This window comes from Paucibacter sp. Y2R2-4, assembly GCF_025717535.1.
Classification (GTDB): Bacteria; Pseudomonadota; Gammaproteobacteria; order Burkholderiales; family Burkholderiaceae_C; genus Paucibacter_A.
Genome location: NZ_JAJIRO010000003.1, coordinates 634,330 through 655,032 on the forward strand (window position 1 = coordinate 634,330; position 20,703 = coordinate 655,032).

At 63.0% G+C, this 20,703-nt stretch carries 16 protein-coding genes; 8 read left to right on the plus strand and 8 right to left on the minus strand.

The annotated features are described in order from the left end of the window. Positions 1-52: 52 nt before the first annotated feature. Positions 53-2,602, plus strand: a complete 2,550-nt coding sequence (locus LNV06_RS14175; RefSeq protein WP_263538938.1) for a hypothetical protein — start codon at positions 53-55, stop codon at positions 2,600-2,602. Here the strand turns inward: LNV06_RS14175 and LNV06_RS14180 are convergent. After that, positions 2,567-3,373 carry a substrate-binding periplasmic protein gene (locus LNV06_RS14180; RefSeq protein ID WP_263538939.1) on the minus strand — a complete coding sequence of 269 codons (807 nt, stop codon included), beginning with the start codon at positions 3,371-3,373 and terminating at the stop codon, positions 2,567-2,569. The genes LNV06_RS14175 and LNV06_RS14180 overlap by 36 nt on opposite strands. Before the next feature lie 76 nt (positions 3,374-3,449). Here LNV06_RS14180 and LNV06_RS14185 point away from each other — a divergent pair, with 76 nt between their 5' ends. Next, positions 3,450-5,522, plus strand: coding sequence for an ATP-dependent helicase (locus tag LNV06_RS14185; protein ID WP_263538940.1), 2,073 nt, complete (start codon positions 3,450-3,452; stop codon positions 5,520-5,522). A gap of 31 nt (positions 5,523-5,553) precedes the next feature. On the opposite strand, the gene LNV06_RS14190 is transcribed toward LNV06_RS14185, so the two are convergent. Next, the gene (locus tag LNV06_RS14190; protein ID WP_263538941.1) at positions 5,554-6,003 is read right to left on the minus strand and encodes an SRPBCC domain-containing protein; all 450 of its coding nucleotides are present in this window, start codon (positions 6,001-6,003) and stop codon (positions 5,554-5,556) included. 159 nt (positions 6,004-6,162) lie between these two features. On the opposite strand from LNV06_RS14190, the gene alaC reads away from it, so the two are divergent. The 3 genes from alaC to LNV06_RS14205 all read left to right on the plus strand — a co-directional run bounded on the left by alaC (position 6,163) and on the right by LNV06_RS14205 (position 9,574). Next, positions 6,163-7,380, plus strand: a complete 1,218-nt coding sequence (alaC, locus tag LNV06_RS14195; protein ID WP_263538942.1) for an alanine transaminase — start codon at positions 6,163-6,165, stop codon at positions 7,378-7,380. 169 nt (positions 7,381-7,549) lie between these two features. Next, on the plus strand, positions 7,550-8,038 hold the full coding sequence (locus LNV06_RS14200; protein WP_263539144.1) for an FKBP-type peptidyl-prolyl cis-trans isomerase: 489 nt from the start codon (positions 7,550-7,552) through the stop codon (positions 8,036-8,038). 144 nt (positions 8,039-8,182) lie between these two features. Beyond that, positions 8,183-9,574, plus strand: coding sequence for a M48 family metallopeptidase (locus LNV06_RS14205; RefSeq protein WP_263538943.1), 1,392 nt, complete (start codon positions 8,183-8,185; stop codon positions 9,572-9,574). A 22-nt stretch (positions 9,575-9,596) separates the two neighbouring features. Here LNV06_RS14205 and LNV06_RS14210 read toward each other — a convergent pair whose 3' ends face one another. From LNV06_RS14210 to LNV06_RS14220, 3 genes are all read right to left on the minus strand, one after another. Further along, positions 9,597-10,739, minus strand: coding sequence for a patatin-like phospholipase family protein (locus tag LNV06_RS14210; protein ID WP_263538944.1), 1,143 nt, complete (start codon positions 10,737-10,739; stop codon positions 9,597-9,599). Positions 10,740-10,792: 53 nt separating this feature from the next. Next, a complete protein-coding gene (locus tag LNV06_RS14215; RefSeq protein WP_263538945.1) occupies positions 10,793-11,617 on the minus strand; it encodes a spondin domain-containing protein in 825 nt (274 codons plus the stop codon). Between the two features lie 340 nt (positions 11,618-11,957). Further along, positions 11,958-12,860, minus strand: coding sequence for a LysR family transcriptional regulator (locus LNV06_RS14220; protein ID WP_263538946.1), 903 nt, complete (start codon positions 12,858-12,860; stop codon positions 11,958-11,960). Between the two features lie 137 nt (positions 12,861-12,997). Here LNV06_RS14220 and LNV06_RS14225 point away from each other — a divergent pair, with 137 nt between their 5' ends. Next, the gene (locus LNV06_RS14225; RefSeq protein ID WP_263538947.1) at positions 12,998-13,546 is read left to right on the plus strand and encodes a carboxymuconolactone decarboxylase family protein; all 549 of its coding nucleotides are present in this window, start codon (positions 12,998-13,000) and stop codon (positions 13,544-13,546) included. A 57-nt stretch (positions 13,547-13,603) separates the two neighbouring features. Next, a complete protein-coding gene (locus tag LNV06_RS14230) occupies positions 13,604-14,086 on the plus strand; it encodes a nuclear transport factor 2 family protein (RefSeq protein WP_263538948.1) in 483 nt (160 codons plus the stop codon). Between the two features lie 402 nt (positions 14,087-14,488). Here LNV06_RS14230 and LNV06_RS14235 read toward each other — a convergent pair whose 3' ends face one another. Next, entirely contained in the window at positions 14,489-18,103 is a 3,615-nt protein-coding gene (locus LNV06_RS14235) for an ABC transporter permease/M1 family aminopeptidase (RefSeq protein WP_263538949.1), read from the minus strand. A gap of 10 nt (positions 18,104-18,113) precedes the next feature. After that, positions 18,114-19,016: an ABC transporter ATP-binding protein gene (locus tag LNV06_RS14240; protein ID WP_263538950.1), complete on the minus strand. Its 903-nt coding sequence runs from the start codon at positions 19,014-19,016 to the stop codon at positions 18,114-18,116. A gap of 210 nt (positions 19,017-19,226) precedes the next feature. On the opposite strand from LNV06_RS14240, the gene LNV06_RS14245 reads away from it, so the two are divergent. Further along, positions 19,227-19,775 carry a TlpA family protein disulfide reductase gene (locus LNV06_RS14245; RefSeq protein ID WP_263538951.1) on the plus strand — a complete coding sequence of 183 codons (549 nt, stop codon included), beginning with the start codon at positions 19,227-19,229 and terminating at the stop codon, positions 19,773-19,775. A gap of 46 nt (positions 19,776-19,821) precedes the next feature. Here LNV06_RS14245 and LNV06_RS14250 read toward each other — a convergent pair whose 3' ends face one another. Beyond that, on the minus strand, positions 19,822-20,685 hold the full coding sequence (locus tag LNV06_RS14250; protein ID WP_263538952.1) for a LytR/AlgR family response regulator transcription factor: 864 nt from the start codon (positions 20,683-20,685) through the stop codon (positions 19,822-19,824). Between the last annotated feature and the right edge of the window lie 18 nt (positions 20,686-20,703).

Sequence of the window (20,703 nt, forward strand, 5' to 3'; positions counted from 1 at the left end):
GCCGCCGGCCGCGCTCAGGTGGCCGCGCCATGTGACCCAGGATGACTTCTGCATGATCAAGCCCAGTCGCAATCACAAGAGCAAGAGCTACAACAAAAGCAGTCGCAGCTCCAATCTGTGGGCCTGGCCCATGGCGGCCCTCAGTGCCACGGCCGGCCTGGCTCTGGCGGCTCACTACCCTTTGTCGCCGACGGCCGCCATCGTCTTGTTCTTGCTGGCTTCTGGCTTGGCCTGGCGCTTTTGGACGCTGACGCCCTGGGCGCTCGCGATCTTGCCTGTCATCGGCCTGGCCCCTTGGACCGGTTGGATCACCTTTGAAGAGCTGGACCTCTTGGTGCTGGCCTGTGCTGCGGGGGGTTATGTCGCGCTGGGACTGGGCGCCGGCATCAAGGATTCAGTATCCAGCTGGCGTCGCCCCTTGAGTTTTTCTGCAGGGGTGTGGATCTTGATGCTGGCCTTTGCCGGCTCGGTCTTGCTGTCTATTGAGCGCGGCTTTGCCGATGCGGGTGGTTTCCAGTTTGGCTGGTACCAGGGCTATCACGAGGCGATGAACAGCCTGCGTCTGGGCAAGAGCTATTTGATGGCGCTGTGGTTGCTGCCTTTGTGGTTGCGCGCGGCGGCGTCGCGGCCGCAGCAGTTCAGCGATGGCTTGCTTCTGGGCGTGTCCTCCTTGCTGGCGCTGGCCAGCGCGGCGGCTTTGTGGGAACGGGTGGCATTCCCTGGTTTGATGAACTTCTCCAGCGACTACCGCAGCACCGCGCTGTTCTGGGAAATGCATGTGGGTGGCGCCGCTTTTGATGGTTGCTTGGCCATCGCCATGCCGTTTGCGCTGCATTTCCTGATGCGCGCCCGCAAGGCCCAGAGTTTTGTCATCGCTATGGCCTTGATGCTCTTGGCCACTTATGCCAGTTTGACCACCTTCTCTCGCGGTGTGTATCTGGCGGTCCCGCTGAGTGTGGCGGTCTATGTCGCTTTGCGTTATGCGCAGTCGCGGGCATCGGATTCGCCAAATCAGACTTCCTCTGGTGCAGGTCCGAATTTGCCGCTGCTGGGCGGCTTGCTGATGGTGGGGGGCTATGGCGCTGCGGCGCTCATGATGTTCATGGCTGGCGGTTACCGCGCTTTGCTGGCGCTCTTGGGCGTCAGCCTGATCTTTGTCTTGATGCCACCTCGCCTTTTGCAGGCGCGACGCTCGCAAGGCGTGGCCAGCTTGGCGCTGGGTGCCTTGATTGCGCTGCCTTTGGCTGCGCTGTGCTGGAGCGTTTCAGCGCATGTGCCCAAGGCGGCCTACGGCCTTTACGCCTTGGTGTTTGTCATGGCGCTCGGCCTGCGCTGGTGGCCGCGGCCGGGCCGTTCGCAGCTGCTCTACGCTTGCGCTGTGGACACCTTGTGGTTCTGGCTCTTGGCCAGCAGCGTCATCGTGGCGGACTACTGGGCTGAGGGGCAAAGCCTGCGTTTGGCCGCAGCGGCGATGGCGATCCCGGCGCTTGTGGCCGTGCTGATGCGGATGTGGCCAAGTTTGTGGCCGTTTGCGCAACTCTCGGGCTTGGCAGGCTGGCGCGCCCGCGCCGGGCTTTTCGGTGCGGTCGTCTTGTTGATGGCGGTGATCTCTACGCTGATGGCTGGCTCCTATATGCGCGACCGAAGCGCCACTTCGGGCGGCGATATGCAGGTTCGCCTGGAGCATTGGCGGCAGGGCATTTCGATGCTGCACACGCCGACCGAGCGCTGGTTGGGCAAGGGCAGTGGCCGTTTTGTGGCCAACCACTTCTTCATTGGCCCTCAGTCGGAGCAAACCGGCGACTACCGACTCAAAACCGAGAATGGCCGCAACTATCTATTGCTGACGGCGGGTAAGCATGTGCAGGGTTGGGGGGAGATGTTCCGCATCAGCCAGCGCATCAGCGCGCCGCAGGGGGCCTCCCGCCTGAAGCTCACCTTGCGGGTCAAGCAAGACATGGGTCTGCACACCGAGGTTTGCGAAAAGCACCTGCTCTACAACGAAGACTGTTTGATCAAGCAGACCTACTTCAAAGCGCAGACCGGCGGCTGGCAAACCCTGGACGTCGACTTGGGTTCAAGCCGACCCATGGGCGGCGACTGGTACGCGCCGCGCCTGATTGCGTTCTCTGTGGCGGTGGAAACACCCGGTGCGGCGGTGGAGATCGCTGAGATGCAACTCACTGACAGCCGCGGCGAGCCCTTGCTGAAGAACGGCGACTTCAGCGCCGAAATGGCGCATTGGTTCTTCTCCAGTGACCGCCACCACATGCCCTGGCACATCAAGCAAATGGCCCTGCATGTCTGGTTCGATCAGGGCCTGCTGGGCCTGGGTCTGCTGAGCGTGCTGGTGGGACTGGCCCTGGTTCGTCTCAGTTTTGGGCGCGGCCGTGGGCACGAGCTCGCGCCAGCGGTGGCGGCGGGGCTGGTGGGCTTTTTGGTGGTGGGCTTGTTCGACAGCTTGCTGGATGCTCCGCGCATGGCCTTCTTGTTCTACCTGATGACCTTGCTGGGCCTGGGCTTGCGCGGCACGCCGACTACGCCGTCGGACCCTGCCGATGCAGCCTCAGTCCGGAGTCCTCACCCCCCATTGCCGCGCTAAGTCGCGCAGCACGCCGCTTTGCCGCAGTGCTTCCAGGCTTCGGTCCAGCGCCTGGCGCAGCTCTTCGCCTTGTGGGGTGCGGGGGTAGGCGAAATGCCCCGCCTGTACTGCAATCGGGGGCTGCAGTGCCTGAAACTGCTGCGCGAGGCCCATGGATTCCAAGACCGGCGCGGTATTGCGCTCATTGCTGGCCAGCAGCTCGATACGGCCGCGCTGCAACATGCGCAGGCCGGTGGCCACATCACCCGGGTTGCTGATCAAGAGCTTGCTGCGTGCTTGCTCCAGTGCATTGCCATAGGCCCAGCCCAAGACCAGGCCCACCGAGCGTCCGCTCAGCCGGTTCCAGTCGCCCGTCCACAGCGAGGCAAGGGCCGGGCTGGCGTAAAAGACCAAGGCGTCTTCGTAAAAAGCCAGTTCCGAGAACAAGAAGCGCGCCAGCCGCTCCGGGCTGCGGTAAGGACCGATCAAGACATCGGCCTGGCCCAGCTCCACCATCATCTGCGCGCGCGCCCAGGGCAGGGCTTCAAACCGGACCGTGTGGCCCTGCTGTGCAGCGGCCTTGCTCAGCAAGTCGACCGCCAAGCCGCGTGCTGGCCCCTTGGCATCCCATTCAAAGACGCGGGGGAACTGTGTGCCTACGGCCAGCAGTTCTCGGGCCTGCGCCGCTCCACCATGCAGGGTGAACAGCAGGGCCCAAAGCAAGTGGCGGCTCGTGGTGCGAAGCCACCGGAGCCATTCGTGGCCATTGCGGGTCAAAGCGTTGATTCGCATGCTGAGCAGATTATGGGGGGCGGGCCGAGGGCTTTGCGCGATTGGCTATCATCGCCCGTCCTCCTGTCTCGCTGCCATGTCTGCCAAGCCCGCTACCACCCTCAATCCCGCCCAAATGCAGGCCGTTCACCACCTGGACGGCCCTTGTCTGGTGATCGCCGGGGCGGGCTCGGGCAAGACCAGCGTCATCACGCAAAAAATTGCGCGCCTGCTGCAGGCCGGCTATGCGGCCAAGAATATTGGCGCCATTACGTTTACCAACAAGGCCTCGCAGGAGATGCGCGAGCGCGCCAAAAGCCTGATCGGCCCGCGCGCGGCCAAGGATTTGGTGATTTCGACCTTTCACTCGCTGGGCGTGCGCATCCTGCGACAAGAAGGCCCCTTGGTCGGCTTGAAAGAACAGTTCTCGATTCTCGACAGCGACGATGTGATGGGCGTGCTGCGCGATGCAGGCGGCACCGTCGATGCCAATCAGGCCAAGGCCTACCAGTGGACCATCTCGCTCTGGAAGAACCAGGGGCTGACCGCCAAACAGGCCTTGGTGATGGCCAAGGATGACCATGAGCGCGCGGCTGCCATCGTGATGGAGCGTTATCAGGAGCGCTTGGCGGCCTATCAGGCGGTGGACTTTGATGACCTGATCAGCCTGCCGCTGCGCTTGTTGACGGAGAACGCCGAGGCGCGCGGACGCTGGCAGGACCAATTGCGTTATGTCTTGGTGGACGAGTACCAGGACACCAATGCGGTGCAGTATGACCTGCTCAAGCAGCTGGTCGGCAAACGCGGCATGTTCACCGCGGTGGGCGACGACGATCAAAGTATTTACGGCTGGCGCGGCGCCACGATTGAGAACCTGAAGCGCCTGCCGGTCGACTACCCGGAGCTGAAAGTGATTCCGCTGGAGCAAAACTACCGCTCCACCGGTGCCATCCTGCGCGCCGCCAACAATGTGATCGCGGTCAACCCCAAGATTTTCGAGAAGAAGCTGTGGAGCGAATACGGCGATGGTGATCCGGTCTCGCTGGTCGAATCGGACGGCGAAGAGCATGAGGCCGAACGTGCGGTGGCGCGCATCCAGGCCCTGCGCGCCGAGGGCAAGGCGCAGAAGTTCGCCGACTTTGCCATCCTCTACCGCGCCAACCACCAGGCCCGCACCTTCGAGAAGGCTTTGCGTCGCGCCGAGATTCCCTACAAGGTTTCGGGCGGGCAGAGCTTTTTCGACAAGAGTGAAATCAAGGACCTGTGCGCCTGGTTGCGCCTCTTGGTCAACCAAGACGATGACCCGGCCTTTTTGCGTGCCATCACCACGCCCAAGCGGGGCATCGGCCACACCACCCTGGGCGCCTTGAGTCAGTTCGCCGGCAAGTGGAAGTGCAGCATGTTCGAGGCGCTGTTCTCCGACTCGCTGGCCACGGTGCTCAGCGCCAAAGCCATCGGTTCGCTGCATGAGTTTGGCCGTTATGTGACTGATCTAGAGTTCCGCGCCAAGCACACCGAGGGCAGCGAGCCGGCCAAGGCCTTGTTGCTGGAATGGCTCAAGGACATCGGCTACGAAGAGCATTTGCTCGGCAGCGAAGACAACGAGAACGTGGCAATTGCCCGCTGGAACAATGTGCTGGACTTTGTCGACTGGGTGGCCAAGCGCTGCGGCGGCCAGGTCACGCAAGACGGCGGCAGCAGCTTTGAGGCCGAGAAACAAAGCGTTTTGCAGGTGGCGCAAACCATCAGCGTCATCATCTCCTTGAACGAGCGCGAAGAAGAGCAGGACCAGGTCACCCTGACCACCTTGCACGCCTCCAAGGGCTTGGAATGGCCGCATGTGTTTCTGGCCAGCGTCAACGAGGGGCTTTTGCCCTTCAAGGCCGATGATGAAGAGATGACGGCCCAGCGCTTGGAAGAAGAGCGCCGCCTCATGTATGTGGGTATCACCCGCGCCCGCACCACGCTGGCGGTGGGCACCTTGCGCCGCCGCAAGAAGGCGCGCGAGTTGGTGATGGGCATCCCCAGTCGCTTCATCACCGAAATGCGCTTGAACGAAGGCGGCAGCAAAGAAGACCCGCGCGAAAAACTCAAGCGCCTGCGCGAGTCGCTGGCTGCCAAGGGCGCCGCCTCGGATGCGGCCAAGGCCGCGGATCAGGCCAAGCGCTGAGTCAGCCTAACTTCAGTCTTGATCGGGCCGATCAGCTGCTCTGTGTGACACGCAAGACTTCGGCCGCCAGCCGTTCCAGGTTTTCTTGATTCGCTTGGGCCACAAACGGGGCCAGCGCTTCGTAATGGGCCACGTTGTCAAAGGTTTGGCACCAACTCACCTGCGTGCCAGCCTCGCTGGCCTGCAACTCCAGGGTCAAGACGAAATGGTGGCCGTTCAGGTGTTCGATCTCGAACAAGCGATCGGCTTGGATGCGAGTGAAGCGGCTTTCATTCGGGTAGTTGGCCCCGTCCGGCCCGTGCATGGTCAGCTCCCAGCGGCCGCCCGGCTCGAACTCAAAAACGTGAATGGTGTTGCTGAAGCCTGCAGGGCCCCACCAGCGGGCGACACGGGCCGGGTCGCTGATCGCGGCGAAGACCTCGGCAGGGCTTGCGGGGATGCTTGTTTGGCGGCGGTCCGAGCGAGCAGCGATGGGATCCATGGTCGGGCTTTCTATGTCAAAGTCGGCGCGCCGAATCGTAGCTGTTCTCAGACCCGCAAGACGGCGCGTGCAGCGGCTGAGTTAGCATGGCCCTCGGTCGGTCCACCGAGATCGACCACGTCGCTCGGACGGTTCCGGGCGCTTACGTGGAAAACCGCAATGTCTTCATCCGCCTCCTCCTCAGGCAAGCGTCGCTTCGCGCGCATTGATCGCCTGCCGCCCTACGTCTTCAACATCACCGCCGAGCTCAAGTTGGCGGCGCGCCGCCGGGGCGAAGACATCATCGATATGAGCATGGGCAACCCCGATGGACCCACGCCGCCGCATATCGTGGCCAAGCTGACCGAGGTGGCGCAGCGCCCCGACACCCATGGCTACTCGGCCAGCAAAGGCATTCCGCGGCTGCGTCGCGCGATTTCGCACTGGTATCAAAAGCGCTACGGGGTCGAGATCAATCCGGATACCGAAGCCATCGTCACCATCGGCTCCAAGGAAGGGCTGGCGCACCTGATGCTGGCCACGCTGGACCGGGGCGACACGGTCTTGGTGCCCGACCCCAGCTACCCGATCCACATCTATGGCGCGGTGATCGCGGGGGCGGACATTCGCGCCATTCCGGTGGCCTCCGACGTGGACTTCTTCGCCGAGTTGGAGAAGACCATTCGCGGCAGCTACCCCAAGCCCAAGATGATGGTGTTTGGCTTCCCGTCCAACCCCACGGCGCAATGCGTCGAGTTGGAGTTCTTTGAGCGCGTCATTGCCTTGGCCAAGAAGCACGACATCTTGGTGGTGCACGACCTGGCCTATGCCGACATCGTCTTCGATGGCTGGAAGGCGCCCTCCATCATGCAAGTGCCCGGCGCCAAAGATGTGGCCGTGGAGTTCTTCACTCTGTCCAAGAGCTACAACATGGCCGGCTGGCGTGTTGGCTTTATGGTCGGCAACCCCGAGTTGGTAGCGGCCCTGGCGCGCATCAAAAGTTATCACGACTACGGCACCTTCACGCCGCTGCAGGTGGCCGCCATCGCCGCGCTGGAAGGTGATCAGCAATGTGTGCAAGACATTGCGGCCAGCTATCAACGCCGCCGCGATGTGCTTTACAAAGGTCTGACCGAAGCGGGCTGGGTGGTCGACTGCCCCAAGGCCAGCATGTACATCTGGGCCAAGATTCCGCCGCGCTATGAGCCGTTGGGCTCGCTTGAATTCGCACGCCAACTGCTGGAGCGAGCCAAGGTCTGCGTCTCGCCCGGCATTGGCTTTGGCGACCAGGGGGACGGCCATGTGCGCTTCGCCCTGATCGAAAACGAGGCGCGCATCCGGCAAGCGGTGCGCGGCATCAAGGCCATGTTCAAGGCCGACGGCTTGGTGGTGGACTGAGGCAGGGCCGCCGCGCGCTTGCAAGGCGGGCTGCGATGATGGTGCGGAGCGATTTGCCCTATTTTGTGACTTGAGCGAGATATCCATGAGTGAGAAGAAGTGTTCTGTTTCCCAAATGACTTCGGTCGCGGCCATGCTGCTCGTCAGCATGGCTTTGCTGCAGCCGAGCTTGGCGAACGCCGCAGCCAAGAGCACGGCCAAGGCAGCCGCCAAGCCGGCCGCGGCTGCTTCCGCAGCATCCGCACCAGCATCCGCGCCAGCGAGCGCACCAGCCAGCGCGGCTGCGGCTGCGACGGCGGCTTCAGCGGCGCCGCAAGCGCTGACCACCGCTTCGGGCATCCGTTATGAGCCGCTGAAGCTGGGCACAGGCGCGCACCCGAGCGCCGCGGACAAGGTGCGGGTGCACTATGTCGGCCGCTTTCTCGATGGCCGCGAGTTCGACAGTTCCTTGAAGCGCGGCGTGCCGGCGGAGTTCCCGCTGTCCCGCGTCATCAAATGCTGGACCGAAGGCGTGCAGCTGATGCAGGTCGGCGGCAAGGCCTTGCTGCATTGCCCCTCCAACCTGGCCTATGGCGAGCGCGGCGCTGGTGGTGGCGAGATTCCTCCCAACACACCGCTGGTTTTCGAGGTGGAGTTGCTGGGCATCGTGACGCCCTGAGCTTGGCGCCGAGCCCTGCAGTCGCAGGGCTCAACAAGGCAAGCCCTGCTGGTGAAACACCGGAGCTTTGTCGGCGCAGCCCGCCCCCATAATCCGCTCGCGCAGCTGACCGGCATGGCGCGAACCAGGGGAGGGACTCCGCATATGAAGATCAAGAATGAATGGCTTGGCATCCGGCTGGCGCTGCTGCTCGTATGGGGCACGATGTCCCTCGGGGCACAAGCCCAAACGTCGACCCAAGCGGAGCCACTAGGGCCTCAGGCGAGCAGCGCTGTCGCTGCTTCGGTGCCCAGTGCCAAGCCGCAGTTTCATATCAAACCCGTGGCGCCGGGCTGGCAAGAATCACTGCCGCGTTCGGCCGAGGCTGCCACCCAGGCCTATCTGGACCGCTTGCCTACCGAGGTGGTGGCGCGCGCCAATGCCTATTTCGAAGGTGGCTACTGGTTGCAGCTGTGGAACTTTCTACTCGGTCTGCTGATCGCCGGCTTGATGCTGCAGGGCCGGCGCTCGGCGCGGGTGCGCGATTGGGCGGCACGGGTGACCCGGAAAAAAGCTTTCGCGCGCGATGCACTTTTTGGGGCCGCCTATGCCCTCGCGGCCGGGGTTTTGACGCTGCCGCTGAGCATCTATCAGGGCTTTGTGCGCGAGCACGCTTATGGCATGGCCACACAGAACTTTGCCGCCTGGGCGGGAGAGCAGCTGATCGGATTGGCCGTGAGCATGGTGCTGACCGGTCTGGCGGTGGCGCTGCTGTATGCGGTGATTCGACGCAGTGGCGATCGTTGGTGGTTGTGGGGCGCGGCCACCGGCACCGGGCTGATGGCCTTGTTGATCATGGCCGGCCCGGTCTTCATCGAGCCCTTGTTCAACACCTACAGGCCGGTGGAAGACGGCTCGGTGAAGCGCTCGGTGCTGTCCATGGCCAAGGCCAATGGCGTGCCGGCCGACAACGTCTACCAATTCGATGCTTCGCGCCAGACCACGCGAGTCAGCGCCAATGTCAGCGGCCTTTTTGGCACGGCGGCGGTGCGTTTGAACGACAACCTGCTGCGCCGCTGCACCGAGCCTGAGATCCGCGCCGTCATGGGCCATGAACTGGGCCATTACGTGCTCAACCATGTGGGCAAGATGCTGGTCGAAATGGCCCTGCTTTTGTTGGCGGGCTTTTTGTTTGCGCAATGGGCGATGAACCGATTTCTGCAGCGCCGCGGCGCAGGCTGGGGCTTGCAGAGCGGCTCTGCCGGCATGGGCGATGTGGCCAGCCTGCCTTTGTTGGTGGCGGTGTTTTCGGTCTTTATGTTCTTGGCCACGCCGATCTTCAACACCATCGTGCGGGTGCAAGAGCAAGAGGCCGATTACCACGGCTTGAACTTGGCGCGCGAACCGCATGGCATGGCCGAGGCCATGCTCAAGCTGGTGGAGTATCGCAAGCCCGATCCCACGCCGCTGGAAGAGTTTGTCTTCTTTGACCACCCCAGCGCCCGCACCCGTATCCATGCCAGCATGCGCTGGCGCGAGGCCATGGGAACGCCCTGATCGGGGCGCGGTCCAGGCTCGCTCAGGACCGCTGCACCGGCAAGCGCAAATCGTCCAAATAGTCTTGCTTGATATTGACCGTGCTGTGCTGGCCCAAGGCACGCCGGTTGCGGCGCAGCCAGGCCTGAGCCTGAGCCCGGCCGAGATCCCTCAGCTCGTGAATCAAGCTGGCGCTGGTGGAGCTTTTGCTCGAGGCGGCAAAGGCCTCCAGCGCTTCGCCGCCGTCGATGCGGTGCATCAGCACGTCTTTGTAATGCGTCGGGTCCAAGCGCCCTTCGGCCAGCAGGTGTTTGACGAAGTCGATGGCGCGCATCTCAGCGATCAGTCCGGCGTTGAAACTCACCTCATTGAGCCGGTCCATGATCTCGCTGGGCGTGGTGGGCAGTTTGTCGCGCTGGATCGGGTTGATCTGCACCAGCAACACATCGCGCGCTGCGCATTCATAGATCAACGGATGGATGGCTGGGTTGCCGGAGTAGCCGCCGTCCCAGAAATGGTCGCCCTCGATCTCCACAGCTTTGTACAGCGTGGGCAAACAGGCCGAGGCCATCACCGCATCCAGGCTCAGTCGCTTGCCCGAGAACACCTCGGCCTTGCCGCTGCGCACCCGGGTGGCCACGACAAACACCTTGGGGACTAGCGCGCTGTATTTGCTAACGCTGATTTTCTGCAGGCGCTCGAAGTCGATGTGGCGGCAGACAAAGTCGCGCAGCGGATTCAGGTCCAGCGGATTGCTTTGGTAGGGCGAAACCGTGGCCGTCCAGAAGCTGTTCATGGCCTGCATCCAGATCGCAGCCAGCGAGCTTTGCTGATTGCCGCAATGGCCGAAGAGCAAAGCAAACGGCGCGCGTTGCGCCTCGCTGAGAGCGCCAAGCTGGATCACGCCGTCCCAGAAGGCGGCCAGCGACTCGCGCGCCCGCTCTAGCGGGTCCACCTGGTGGTCGCCGCCCGCGGCCTGGGCAAAACCATGGGCCAGCGCGACGGCATTCATTGCCCCCGCGCTGGTGCCGCTGATGCCCTCCAGCTGCAAATGCCCGTCCTCCAACAAGGCGTCCAGCACGCCCCAGGTGAAGGCGCCGTGCGAACCGCCACCCTGCAGAGCGAGGTTGAGGATGCAGGGCGCGGGGGCAGCCGAGCCTGCTGAAAGTGACGGGCTGTTGTTCATCGACCCAGCATAGCAAGCGGGGCTGACGGTGCCTTGCTGTGTTGATTGCAGCCTTAGGCCGTTCGGCTGCGACGGCGCACGACGGTCGCCATGGCGGCGAGTCCGGCCAACATCAAGGCATAGCTTTCGGGTTCGGGCACCGGCTGGGCCGAGAAATCGATGCGGTAGACATCGGTGCCGGCCGCCAGGCCGCTGTTGAAGGTGTAGCCATAGGCGGTGCTTTGGCCGTTGTAGGCCGCGAACTCTGCAAAGTTGCGCGCCACGACCGAGTTTTGCTCATCGCGAGCCAGCGCATTGGAGCCCACGATGAAAGCCGCATTGGCGATATTGAACTCTTCAGAGCCGGCGTCCCAGATGTCGCGCGCTTTCTGGCCAATGCTGTTGATCTGCAAATTGCCGCCGGCATCAAACAGCTGGTAGGTCTTGGCGCCATCATTGCCGATGAAGAAATCATTGCTGGGCACCACCATGGCGATAAAGCTGAAGTAGTTGTTCAGCGAGGTGTCGACGCGAAAGGTCTGTGTGGCCGACAAGCCCGCCGCCAAGGGCGCCGCGCCCACCACGCCAACGACGGCGCCCGTGTCCGCCGCCGTGAATGCATCGCGCCAGAGTCCGCCATTGCCCAGTTCTGCGGCCCTGACGATGGAGGCATTGGCCGCCGAGCCGAGGTCGAAACCATCAAACACGCCCTGACCCAAACCGACGCTCAGCGGCGCGACCACCACGCCATTGCTGGGTGCGAGGTTGTGGACCGTGATCGTCAGGTCAACGATGGCCGCTTGGGCAACGCTGGTGAAACTGGTGACGCCCGCGGTGGCGAGCAGGGCCGCGGTAGTGGCGATGGTCTTGTGCAGACCGGACTTGAAGGAATGGTGCATAGGTCTCTCCAGATGGGTGATCGAGGCTTGCTTGAAGCCATGAAATGGGTTGGGCTCGACACGCTCGGCAACAAATCCGTCTTGCGTGCCCATCTGGGTCGGAGTGGGGCGTGAAATCCTTACGCTTCTTGAAAAAATCTTTTGCCGTCTCGGTCTGATCGATGGCTTTTGCCGTGGGAATGAGGAGCTAGGTTCAGCAAGGGCTGGCCCGGGTTCATCCGCGAAAGCGACGGCTTTTTGGCCAGCCATGGAGGGTGAGACGAGCTGGTTCCAAGTTCAATCCCGTGGCCGCCCGGCTCAGGCTGCCGCAGTACTGCGTTTGGCGCGTGCCGGCCGCTGCTCAGCCGGGAAGCGCCAGCCGTTCGCGCAGTCGCTCGATGGACAGGTCGATGAAGGCGCGCGCTTTGTGAGAAGCGTGGCGGCCTTCACGGTGCACCAGATGCACCGGCAGCGGTGCAGGCTCGAAGGCTTCGAGCACCCGCTGCAACTGGCCCTGACTCACCAGAGCGTCGACCTGGTAGGACATCAGACGGGTCAGCCCGAAGCCACCCACCGCGGCCGCAATCGCAGAGTCATTGGTGGTGGTCATCATGCGCGGCGCCACCTTGATCGTCCGAATTTCACCCGCTACCTTGAAGCGCCACTCGGGCGCTGGCGTCACGGCATTGGCCGAGATCAGGGTGTGGGCGAGCAGGTCCTCGGGCGCTTGGGGCTCGCCCTGCTGGGCCAGATAGCTCGGCGCGGCGCAGATGACGCGACGCACGCTGCCGACCCGTATGGCCTGCAATGAGGAGTCGGGTAACTCCCCGATGCGCACCGCAACGTCCACCCCTTCATCTGTCAGGTTCACGACCCGGTCCAGGAACCAGCACGACGCGCTGACCTCGGGGTAGCGCTGCAAAAACTCCGTCACGACCGGGGTGACATGCAACGCCCCGAACAGCACCGGCGCGGTCACGGTCAGACGCCCACGCGGAGCCCCATGCAAGCCACTGACCGACTCGTCGGCTTCCGCCAGTTCGGCCAGGATGCGTCGGCAGTCTTCCACATAACGTGCACCCGCCTCGGTCACTCGCACGACCCGCGTGGTGCGGGTCAGCAGGCGTGCGCCCAGGTGCGCCTCCAGTTCACTGATGGCCCGCGTGACCGCCGGCGGCGAGATGCCGAGCTTGCGCGCCGCGCCAGCAAAGCCGCTGGCATCAACCACCGCCACAAAGACATTGATCAGATGCAGTCGATCCAACTGTTTCTCCTTGCGTAACGGTGAATTGGGATTTCTGGTGATTCTAATCATCGGACGATTCAACGACAGTTCAGTCATTCGCTGAACAAGCAGCGGATACCGAGCGCGAACCACCCACCATTCAAAGGAGTTTGAACATGTCCCGCATCAGCATCCCGACCGTCGACCAATCCCTCGAAGCTTCCAAGCCCCTGCTGGCTGCCGTCCACAAGCAACTGGGCGTGGTGCCCAATCTGATGAAGCTGGTGGGCCACAGCCCGGCCGCGCTGGAAGGCTATTTGTCTTTGAGCGGCGCCCTGGGCAAAGGCAAGCTGAGCGTGCAGCTGCGCGAGCGCATTGCCCTGACCGTGGCCGAATTCAATGGCTGCGACTACTGCCTCTCGGCGCACAGCTACCTGGCGGCCAACGTGGCCAAGATCAGCGCGAGCGAAGTCGAAGCCGCCCGCGAGGCGCACTCCGACGATGCGCGCACCGCGGCTGCCTTGCAGTTTGCTCGCCGCGTGGCTGAGTCGCGTGGCCGTGTAAGCGACGCCGATCTGGCGGCGCTCCGCGCTGCCGATTTCGACGAAGCCGCGGTGCTGGAGATTGTCCTGAACGTGGCCCTCAATGTGCTGACCAACTACGTCAACAACGTCGCCCAGACCGATATCGACTTCCCCGTCGTCACTGCCAAGGCTGCCGCCTGAGCATCCCACGGACGGCCTGGCCGTCCTTTCAATCCTTCACGCCCACACGCTGCGATCATGAGCATCACTACCGAAGTCCCGCGCCCACCTCTGCCGCCGTTTACCTTCGAAACCGCGGTGCAAAAAGTCCGCATGGCCGAGGATGCCTGGAACACGCGTGATCCGCAGCGTGTGGCCCTGGCCTACACGCCCGACAGCCGCTGGCGCAACCGCAGCGAGTTCCCGCGCGGCCGCGCGCAGATTCAAGAACTGCTGGTGCGCAAATGGGCGCGTGAGCTGGACTACCGCCTCATCAAGGAACTGTGGGCGCACGGGGGCGACCGCATTGCCGTGCGCTTCGCCTATGAGTGGCGTGACGAGGCCGGCCACTGGTTTCGCTCCTATGGCAACGAGAACTGGGAGTTCGATGCCGGCGGCTATATGGCCGTGCGCCACGCCAGCATCAACGACCAGCCGATCCAGGCGCATGAGCGACTGTTTCTTTGGCCTCAGGGGCCGCGTCCGCTTGACCATCCAAGCTTGAGTGACCTGGGACTCTGAACTTGATGGACGGCGGTCTGCCAGCGAATGTCTGCAACAAGCGGATCATGATCAACAAGGGCTGCGCGCTTGGCCCTTCGCGCACAACCGTGCCCAGCGACCAGGCCGCGATACGGCGTCCTGCGACCCTCCTGAACCTCAGTCCAGGCTCAGCACACTCAGGAAGCGATTGAGCTGAGCCTGGTACACGAAGAGCTCAAAGTACTTGTCGGTGTAGCGCTGCGCAAGGCTGCCGAAGGCTTGGGCGGTGGAGACGCCGGGGGGCGCTCCGGTCCATGTTCGTGCTCGGGGTCGAATGTTCGGCTGGGAGTACGGCTCAGCCCAGTCTGCGGAAAACCTGCGGGAACTGGCCTGCAAGCGCAGGCCAGTGACCAGCGACCAACGAGTACAAGCGCGCTTGCCTCAGGGTTGGCGCGTCACCTTGACCAGGTTGTCGTCCGAGTTGCGGTCAATGCGCAGATGGTAGGGGTCCACGCCCACCCAGAGCGGTTCGCGGTCCACCAGCACCTCCACCGTTTGCTTGCCGGACTGCAGCGGGAGCCGCTCCATCGCCAGCACCGCTTCGCGCTTGAAACCCTTTTTGCCGGGCTCGGCGCTGAAGACGCCGATGTCAAAGCGCTCTTGGTTCAGCGGGCTTTCGCGTTCGACGCCATGGCCATCGGCATAGAGCTTTTTGGCCTCGACCTGCAGGCTCACCAGGTACTTGCCGTCGAGACGCCGCTTGACCGTGGCCTCGCTGGCCTTCAGGTCGTAAAGCGTGATGTTCTCAAAGGAGTCTTTGATCAGCTGCTCATGCGCGGGGCCGACTTCGGCACGCAAAAGGCGCAAGAAGTCGCGGCTGTCGGGGTAGGGTGCCGCTTTGAAAGCGAATTCGGCCAGCAGCTTGCGCAGCGCGCGGTTGACGGCCTCTTCGCCAACCATTTCTTTCAACCCATACATCACGACCGCGCCCTTGCGGTAATGCACATAGGGCTGGTTCTCCACGCGGGCCAGCGGCAACTCCTCCACCAACTCAGCGCTGCGGCTGCTGAGGTAACGATCCAGCTCAAACTTCAGGAACTTGCGGATCTGCTCCTTGCCATAGAGCCGCTCCATCACCAGCAGCGCCGAGTACTGGGCGAAGGTTTCGCTCAGCAGGGTCATGCCTTGCTTGTTCGCGCCGATCAGCTGATGCGCCCACCATTGATGCGCCACCTCATGGGCGGTGACGAAGGTGACTTGGTCGATCTTTTCATCGGCCTCGGCCTCGTCGAACTTTTGCTGAAAACCAATGGCTTCAGAGAAGGGCACGGTGCCGGCAAAAGCCTGAGCAAAGCGCTCATAGGCCGGGAACTCCTGAATGCGCAGATGCTCGAACTGGTAGGGCGTGAAGGCCGTGCTGAAGACGTCCAGCGAGACCTTCATCGCATCCAACATGCGCTGCACATTGTGATCATGCTGTGGGTGGTGGTAGACCTGCAACTGCACCCGTTGGCCGTCTTTGCTCACCCAGTGGTCGTTCTTGACCTGGAAGCGGGCGGACTGCATCGAGAAGAAGTTATTGATCGGCGTGTCGCTGCGCGTCACCAAGCTGCGGCGGCCATTGGCCACCTCGTCGCTGACCGTGTGGCCGGGTGCGACTGGGGTTTGGTCGGCGTCGGTCACCAGCGTCAGATCGGCGGTGACCCAGTCGCTGTCGCGGCGGGCATAGCTGTGACCATTGGCGCTGTTGTCCTCCAGCTTGGCCGGGCGCATTTCGGGCGGCAGGCCGTATTTGCGGCGCTTGGCGCGCTCTTGCAACAAGACGCGATGGCTAACGCCGAACTCCGGCGTGATCATGTAGTTGGCCAAGAAGGTTCCATTTTCGACGATGCGGGTCAGCGGCCGGCTGTTGACAAAGCCGCGCTGTGCCAGTCGGGTGCGGAATTTGACCTGGCGGGTTTCGCCGGGCTGCATGGGGGTGCTCAAGGTGTAGACATGGTGGGCCAGGCGGTCGTAGCTTTTCTCCAGCCGAGCGCCGGGCATCTCGAACTGCAGCAGTTGCAAATCGTTGTCCCATTGCAAGTCGATGCGGCTGAGCGGCACGCCGCTGCGGTTCTCGATCAAATAGCTGCCGCTGATTTCGGCGCGGGTCTCGCGCGGGAAAAGCTCCACCCTCATCTGCACATGCTTGATGGTGGGCTGTGGCAACTCAGCAAAGGCCCAGAGCGTTTTCTCGTAGTCGGCGCGCAGCTTTTCTACGTCGTCGCCGGTCTCGTAGACGTTCAAGACATTGGTGTTGTAGAAGATGAAGGCGCCGCTGCCGACCCAGGCCAGCGTGGCAATGCCGAGTAGCAGGCCGGACGTGCCGGCCAGGCGATGCTTGAGGCGCGCAAAGCGCGGCGCCAGCCGGGTTTCGCTGCCGCGGCGCCACAAGAGATGCGCGCCCAGCAACAAAATGGCGGCAAAGGCCAGCCAATAAAACTGGAACCAAGCGCGACCAATCCAGAAGCGCTCCATGCCGTTCATATCGGACAGTGGCACCTCGGGCGTGGCGGCGTAGTTGTAGAGCTTGTTCTCAAAGCCGGCGCCGCTGAGCGCCATGCTCAGCACCATGAAGACCAGCATCACGCCCCAGCCGGCGGCCTTGTTGGGCACCAGGGCCTGCACAAAAATGGCCAGCGCGGCAAGCAGCACCACGCCGATCAAATTGGGCAAAACAAACCAAAGCAAGTAGCCCTGCGGCATCAAGTCGGTGAAGCCATGGGCCAGTTGGAAGAGCACACCGGTCAAGCTGGCGACCGCATAACAGGCCAGCAGCACGCCGCTGAGGGCCAACACCTTGGGCAGCATGAAGGCCCAGTTCGGCGCCGCGCTGGCGTCGATGATTTCGTGCATGCGGCGCTCGCGGTCGCGCCAGACCAACTCGCCGGCGTAGAACACCGCGATGATGACGGGGATGATGGAAAAGCTGCCGTCCAAGGCGCCGACGACGGTGCGAGTGACCGGCAGCAAGTCCACGCCGCGCTCATGCACCGTGAGCAGCAAGGCCACCAGGGCATTCAACACCCCCAGAATCAGCAGCACCAGAAAGGCCGGGCTCTTGAAGACATAGGCCATGTCGAAACGCACCAAGGCCTTGAACTGCGCCCAGGCCGCGCCCGCGCTGCGGCTGGGCAGAGCCAGCGCTTGAGGCGTGGGCGCCGGGTCGGCTTTCGCCGGCGTTTCCTTGCCTAGCTTCTTGTGCGACTTTGGCGATTTGGCCTTCACTTCAAAGCGGAACAAGGCCACGCTGAGCGCAAACAGCGCCGCCGCCACGCCCAACCAGATCAAGCGGTTGTAGAGCAGAATGCCGCTCAAATCCGGCAATAGGGTGTTGCGTTCGGCGGTGGTCCAGTACTTGGTCACCCGCATCAAGGTGCCCACAGCAAAGGGGTCGGCCAGGCCGGACACCATGTCCAGCGACGGGTCCTTCAACAGCGCCCGCGAGCTGCCATAGAGGACCAAAAAGGCCACGGCACCGATATAGCTCCACACCATGGACCGGGTCACGGTGGCCAGGGCGAAGAAGCCCGCGCCAATGACCAAGAGCGTCGGAAGACCGAACACCAGCAAGGCCCAGACATAGTGGCCGATCACCAAGGGGCCGATCTTCTCGCTGTCCACCCAGGGCATGAAGGAGCCAATCAGCATGGCCAGAGGAACCGCACTCAGCACCGTCAAAGCCACCAGCATGGCGCCGCTGAAGCGGCCCAGCAGATAGTCCAGCTTGCCGATGCGGGTGGTGCGCAAGATCGGCGCGAAGCCGGTTTCGTCGTCGCGTATCACCACATTGGCGACAAAGGCGGTGACGATGAAGATGGCCATCATGCTCATCAGACCCATGGTCTGCAGAATCATGTAGGGCGAGTTCACATGGGTGTTGCCGTTTGAGCCGATCTGGATGTCTTCAACCGTGACCGCCCCGAAGGTGAGCAAGAAGAAGATCAGAAAGCTCATCACGAACAGCGGTGAGCGAAACTGGTAACGCGCCTCGAAGGCGGCGATTTGGGTCAGCATGGTCGGCTCTTCAGGCTGCGTTGGCGGCCGCGGCCGCTTGGCTCTTGCGCGAGCGGCTGAGCGTCGCGAAGTAGAGGTCCTCCAAATCGCCGGTCACGGCCTCAAAGCCGGCGTCGGGCGCGGCATCGGCCAAGACATGGATGACGGTCTGCCCACCGCGCAGGCGGTTCGAGATCACGTTCAGCTCCATCTGGTAGCGCGGCAGGGTGTCGTTGTCGACGGTGCGGCGCCAGACGCGGCCGTTCAGCTCACGCATCAAGGCCAGCGGTGCACCGCTTTGCACGATGCGGCCCTCGTTGATGATGGCCATGCGCGGGCACAGATCGGCCACGTCTTCCACGATATGGGTGGACAGAATCACCACCACGTTCTCGCCGATGGCGGCCAAGAGATTGTTGAAGCGATTGCGCTCTTCGGGGTCGAGGCCGGCGGTGGGCTCATCCACAATGATCAGGCTGGGGCTTCCGATCAGCGCTTGGGCTACGCCGAAGCGCTGACGCATGCCGCCCGAATAGCCGGCCACGGCCTTCTTGCGCACGCCCCAGAGATTGACCTGGGCCAAAAGCGTCTCCACCGTCTCTTTGCGCTCACCCTTGTTGGCAATGCCTTTGAGCACTGCGAGGTGGTCGAGCAAGTCGTAGGCCGAGACGCGCGGATAGACGCCAAAGTCTTGCGGCAAATAGCCCAGGGTCTGGCGCAAGGCTTCCGGCTGCTGGATCACATCGATATCGCCAAAACGGATGCTGCCGGCGGTCGGAGTCTGCAAGGTGGCGATGCAGCGCATCAGCGAAGACTTGCCGGCGCCATTCGGACCCAGCAAGCCGAACATGCCTTTGGGAATGTCGAGCTGAACATCGTCCAGCGCCTTGGTGCCGTTGGGATAGACGTGGGTGAGTCCGGTGAGTTTGAGCATTTGGAGTTTCCTGCGCGAGCCAAGATAAATTTTGAAGCTGCCCGCAGTGTCTCCAAAGACCTTTGTGCACGCCCGCGCCTTGCGATGCGCTGCACGAAGGCAGGGCTGAACTGCAGGGCCAGTCCGCAGCTTTCTGAGTCAGGTGGATTTGCGGGGGCGCGAGCCAGCAAGTCTGAGCCAAAATGCCGCCGAATCCGGGGAGGGATCACGATGTTGACGCTGATGCGAATCTTGCGCTCGGGGCTGAGGCACGAACTGCTCGGGCTGTGCTTTTTGTTGATGGCCACAAGCGTGGCCTGGGCAAGTCCTCGCGTGGGCGATATGGCTCCCGAGGTGGTGGGCAAGACGCTGGAGGGCGAGACCGTGTCGCTAGCTCCTTATGCCGGCAAGGTGGTGGTGCTGTCTTTTTGGGCCACCTGGTGTCCGCACTGCTTGAAAGAGCTGCCGATTCTGGAGGGCATTCAAAAGACAGGCGCAGAGCAGGTGCAGGTGATTGCCGTCAACACCGAGCCGCGCGATGTCTACAAAAAGGTGGTGCGCGCCATGAAGGGGCTCAGCATGCAACTGGCCTGGGACCCCGGCAAGATCGGCGCGGAGGCTTATGGGGTGAAGGGCATTCCGCACCTGGTCATCATTGGGCGTGACGGCAGAGTCCAGCGGGTCTTCAAAGGCTATGGTGAGAGCAGCCTGGATCACATCGTGGCGGAATTGAACCAGGCCATAGCTGCTCCCGCGCAGCAAGAGCTGTCAAAGCCCTAGAAGCAGGGCCGGCCGAGCGGCGCAGCGGCCGCCGGCCTGGGGGCGTTTACATGCCCTTGAACAAATGCGTGTAGCTGCGGCTGACTTCCAGCTTTTCGCTCAGGCCTTTCACGCCCACCATCTGGCGGCCGCGGAAGTCGCGGGTGATGCCGTCGATGGCGCGGGCGTTCACCAAGGTCGAGCGATGGATCTGCCAGAACAGGGTCGGGTCTAACTCGTCCACCAGTTCCTTGATCGGCTTGCGGATCAGCGCTTCGACGCGGGCGGTTTGTACGCGGGTGTACTTCTCGTCGCTGATGAAGAACAAAACGTCTTCCACCGGAATCATCTGAATCGCCTGGCCGACCGTGGCTTGAATCCACTGCAGATACTTGGGCGCTGCGCCCGGGTTCATCTGGGCCGAGAGCTTGTGCAGCAGCTGTTGCAGTGGCGCGCCGGCTGGGCCGTCGGAAGCGTCCGCGCTCGCCGAGCCGTCGCTGCTTTGCTCACCGTCCACGCGCTGCGCCAGCCGCTTCTTGATGCGCTGCACCGTCACCTGCAGGCGATCGCGCTCCGCGGGTTTGAGCACATAGTCGGCCACGCCTTGCTCGAAGGCTTCCACCGCATATTGGTCATAGGCGGTGATGAAGACGATCTCGGGCGCCAGCCAGTCGTCGTCTTCCGGCAGTTGGGCGATCTGGCGGGCTGCGTCCACGCCGGTCAGGCCGGGCATGCGGATGTCCAGAAACACCAGATCGGGCCGATGCTGACGCACCAGTTCCACGGCTTCCAGCCCATTCTTGGCTTCGGCCACGATCTCCAGATCGGGCCAGACCTCGGTCAGGCGGCTGCGCAATTGCTCGCGCATCAAACGTTCGTCATCGGCCAGAACGGCACGCACGCTTTTGGAGTTGGATTGGGTTTCGCTCATGGGGGGCAATGCTAGCGG

Coding starts and splice junctions, on each gene's coding strand:
- LNV06_RS14175 (WP_263538938.1), top strand. CDS start 53: ATGATCAAGCCCAGTCGCAATCACAAGAGCAAGAGCTACAACAAAAGC.
- LNV06_RS14180 (WP_263538939.1), bottom strand. CDS start 3,373: ATGCGAATCAACGCTTTGACCCGCAATGGCCACGAATGGCTCCGGTGG.
- LNV06_RS14185 (WP_263538940.1), top strand. CDS start 3,450: ATGTCTGCCAAGCCCGCTACCACCCTCAATCCCGCCCAAATGCAGGCC.
- LNV06_RS14190 (WP_263538941.1), bottom strand. CDS start 6,003: ATGGATCCCATCGCTGCTCGCTCGGACCGCCGCCAAACAAGCATCCCC.
- alaC (WP_263538942.1), top strand. CDS start 6,163: ATGTCTTCATCCGCCTCCTCCTCAGGCAAGCGTCGCTTCGCGCGCATT.
- LNV06_RS14205 (WP_263538943.1), top strand. CDS start 8,183: ATGAAGATCAAGAATGAATGGCTTGGCATCCGGCTGGCGCTGCTGCTC.
- LNV06_RS14210 (WP_263538944.1), bottom strand. CDS start 10,739: ATGAACAACAGCCCGTCACTTTCAGCAGGCTCGGCTGCCCCCGCGCCC.
- LNV06_RS14215 (WP_263538945.1), bottom strand. CDS start 11,617: ATGCACCATTCCTTCAAGTCCGGTCTGCACAAGACCATCGCCACTACC.
- LNV06_RS14225 (WP_263538947.1), top strand. CDS start 12,998: ATGTCCCGCATCAGCATCCCGACCGTCGACCAATCCCTCGAAGCTTCC.
- LNV06_RS14230 (WP_263538948.1), top strand. CDS start 13,604: ATGAGCATCACTACCGAAGTCCCGCGCCCACCTCTGCCGCCGTTTACC.
- LNV06_RS14235 (WP_263538949.1), bottom strand. CDS start 18,103: ATGCTGACCCAAATCGCCGCCTTCGAGGCGCGTTACCAGTTTCGCTCA.
- LNV06_RS14240 (WP_263538950.1), bottom strand. CDS start 19,016: ATGCTCAAACTCACCGGACTCACCCACGTCTATCCCAACGGCACCAAG.
- LNV06_RS14245 (WP_263538951.1), top strand. CDS start 19,227: ATGTTGACGCTGATGCGAATCTTGCGCTCGGGGCTGAGGCACGAACTG.
- LNV06_RS14250 (WP_263538952.1), bottom strand. CDS start 20,685: ATGAGCGAAACCCAATCCAACTCCAAAAGCGTGCGTGCCGTTCTGGCC.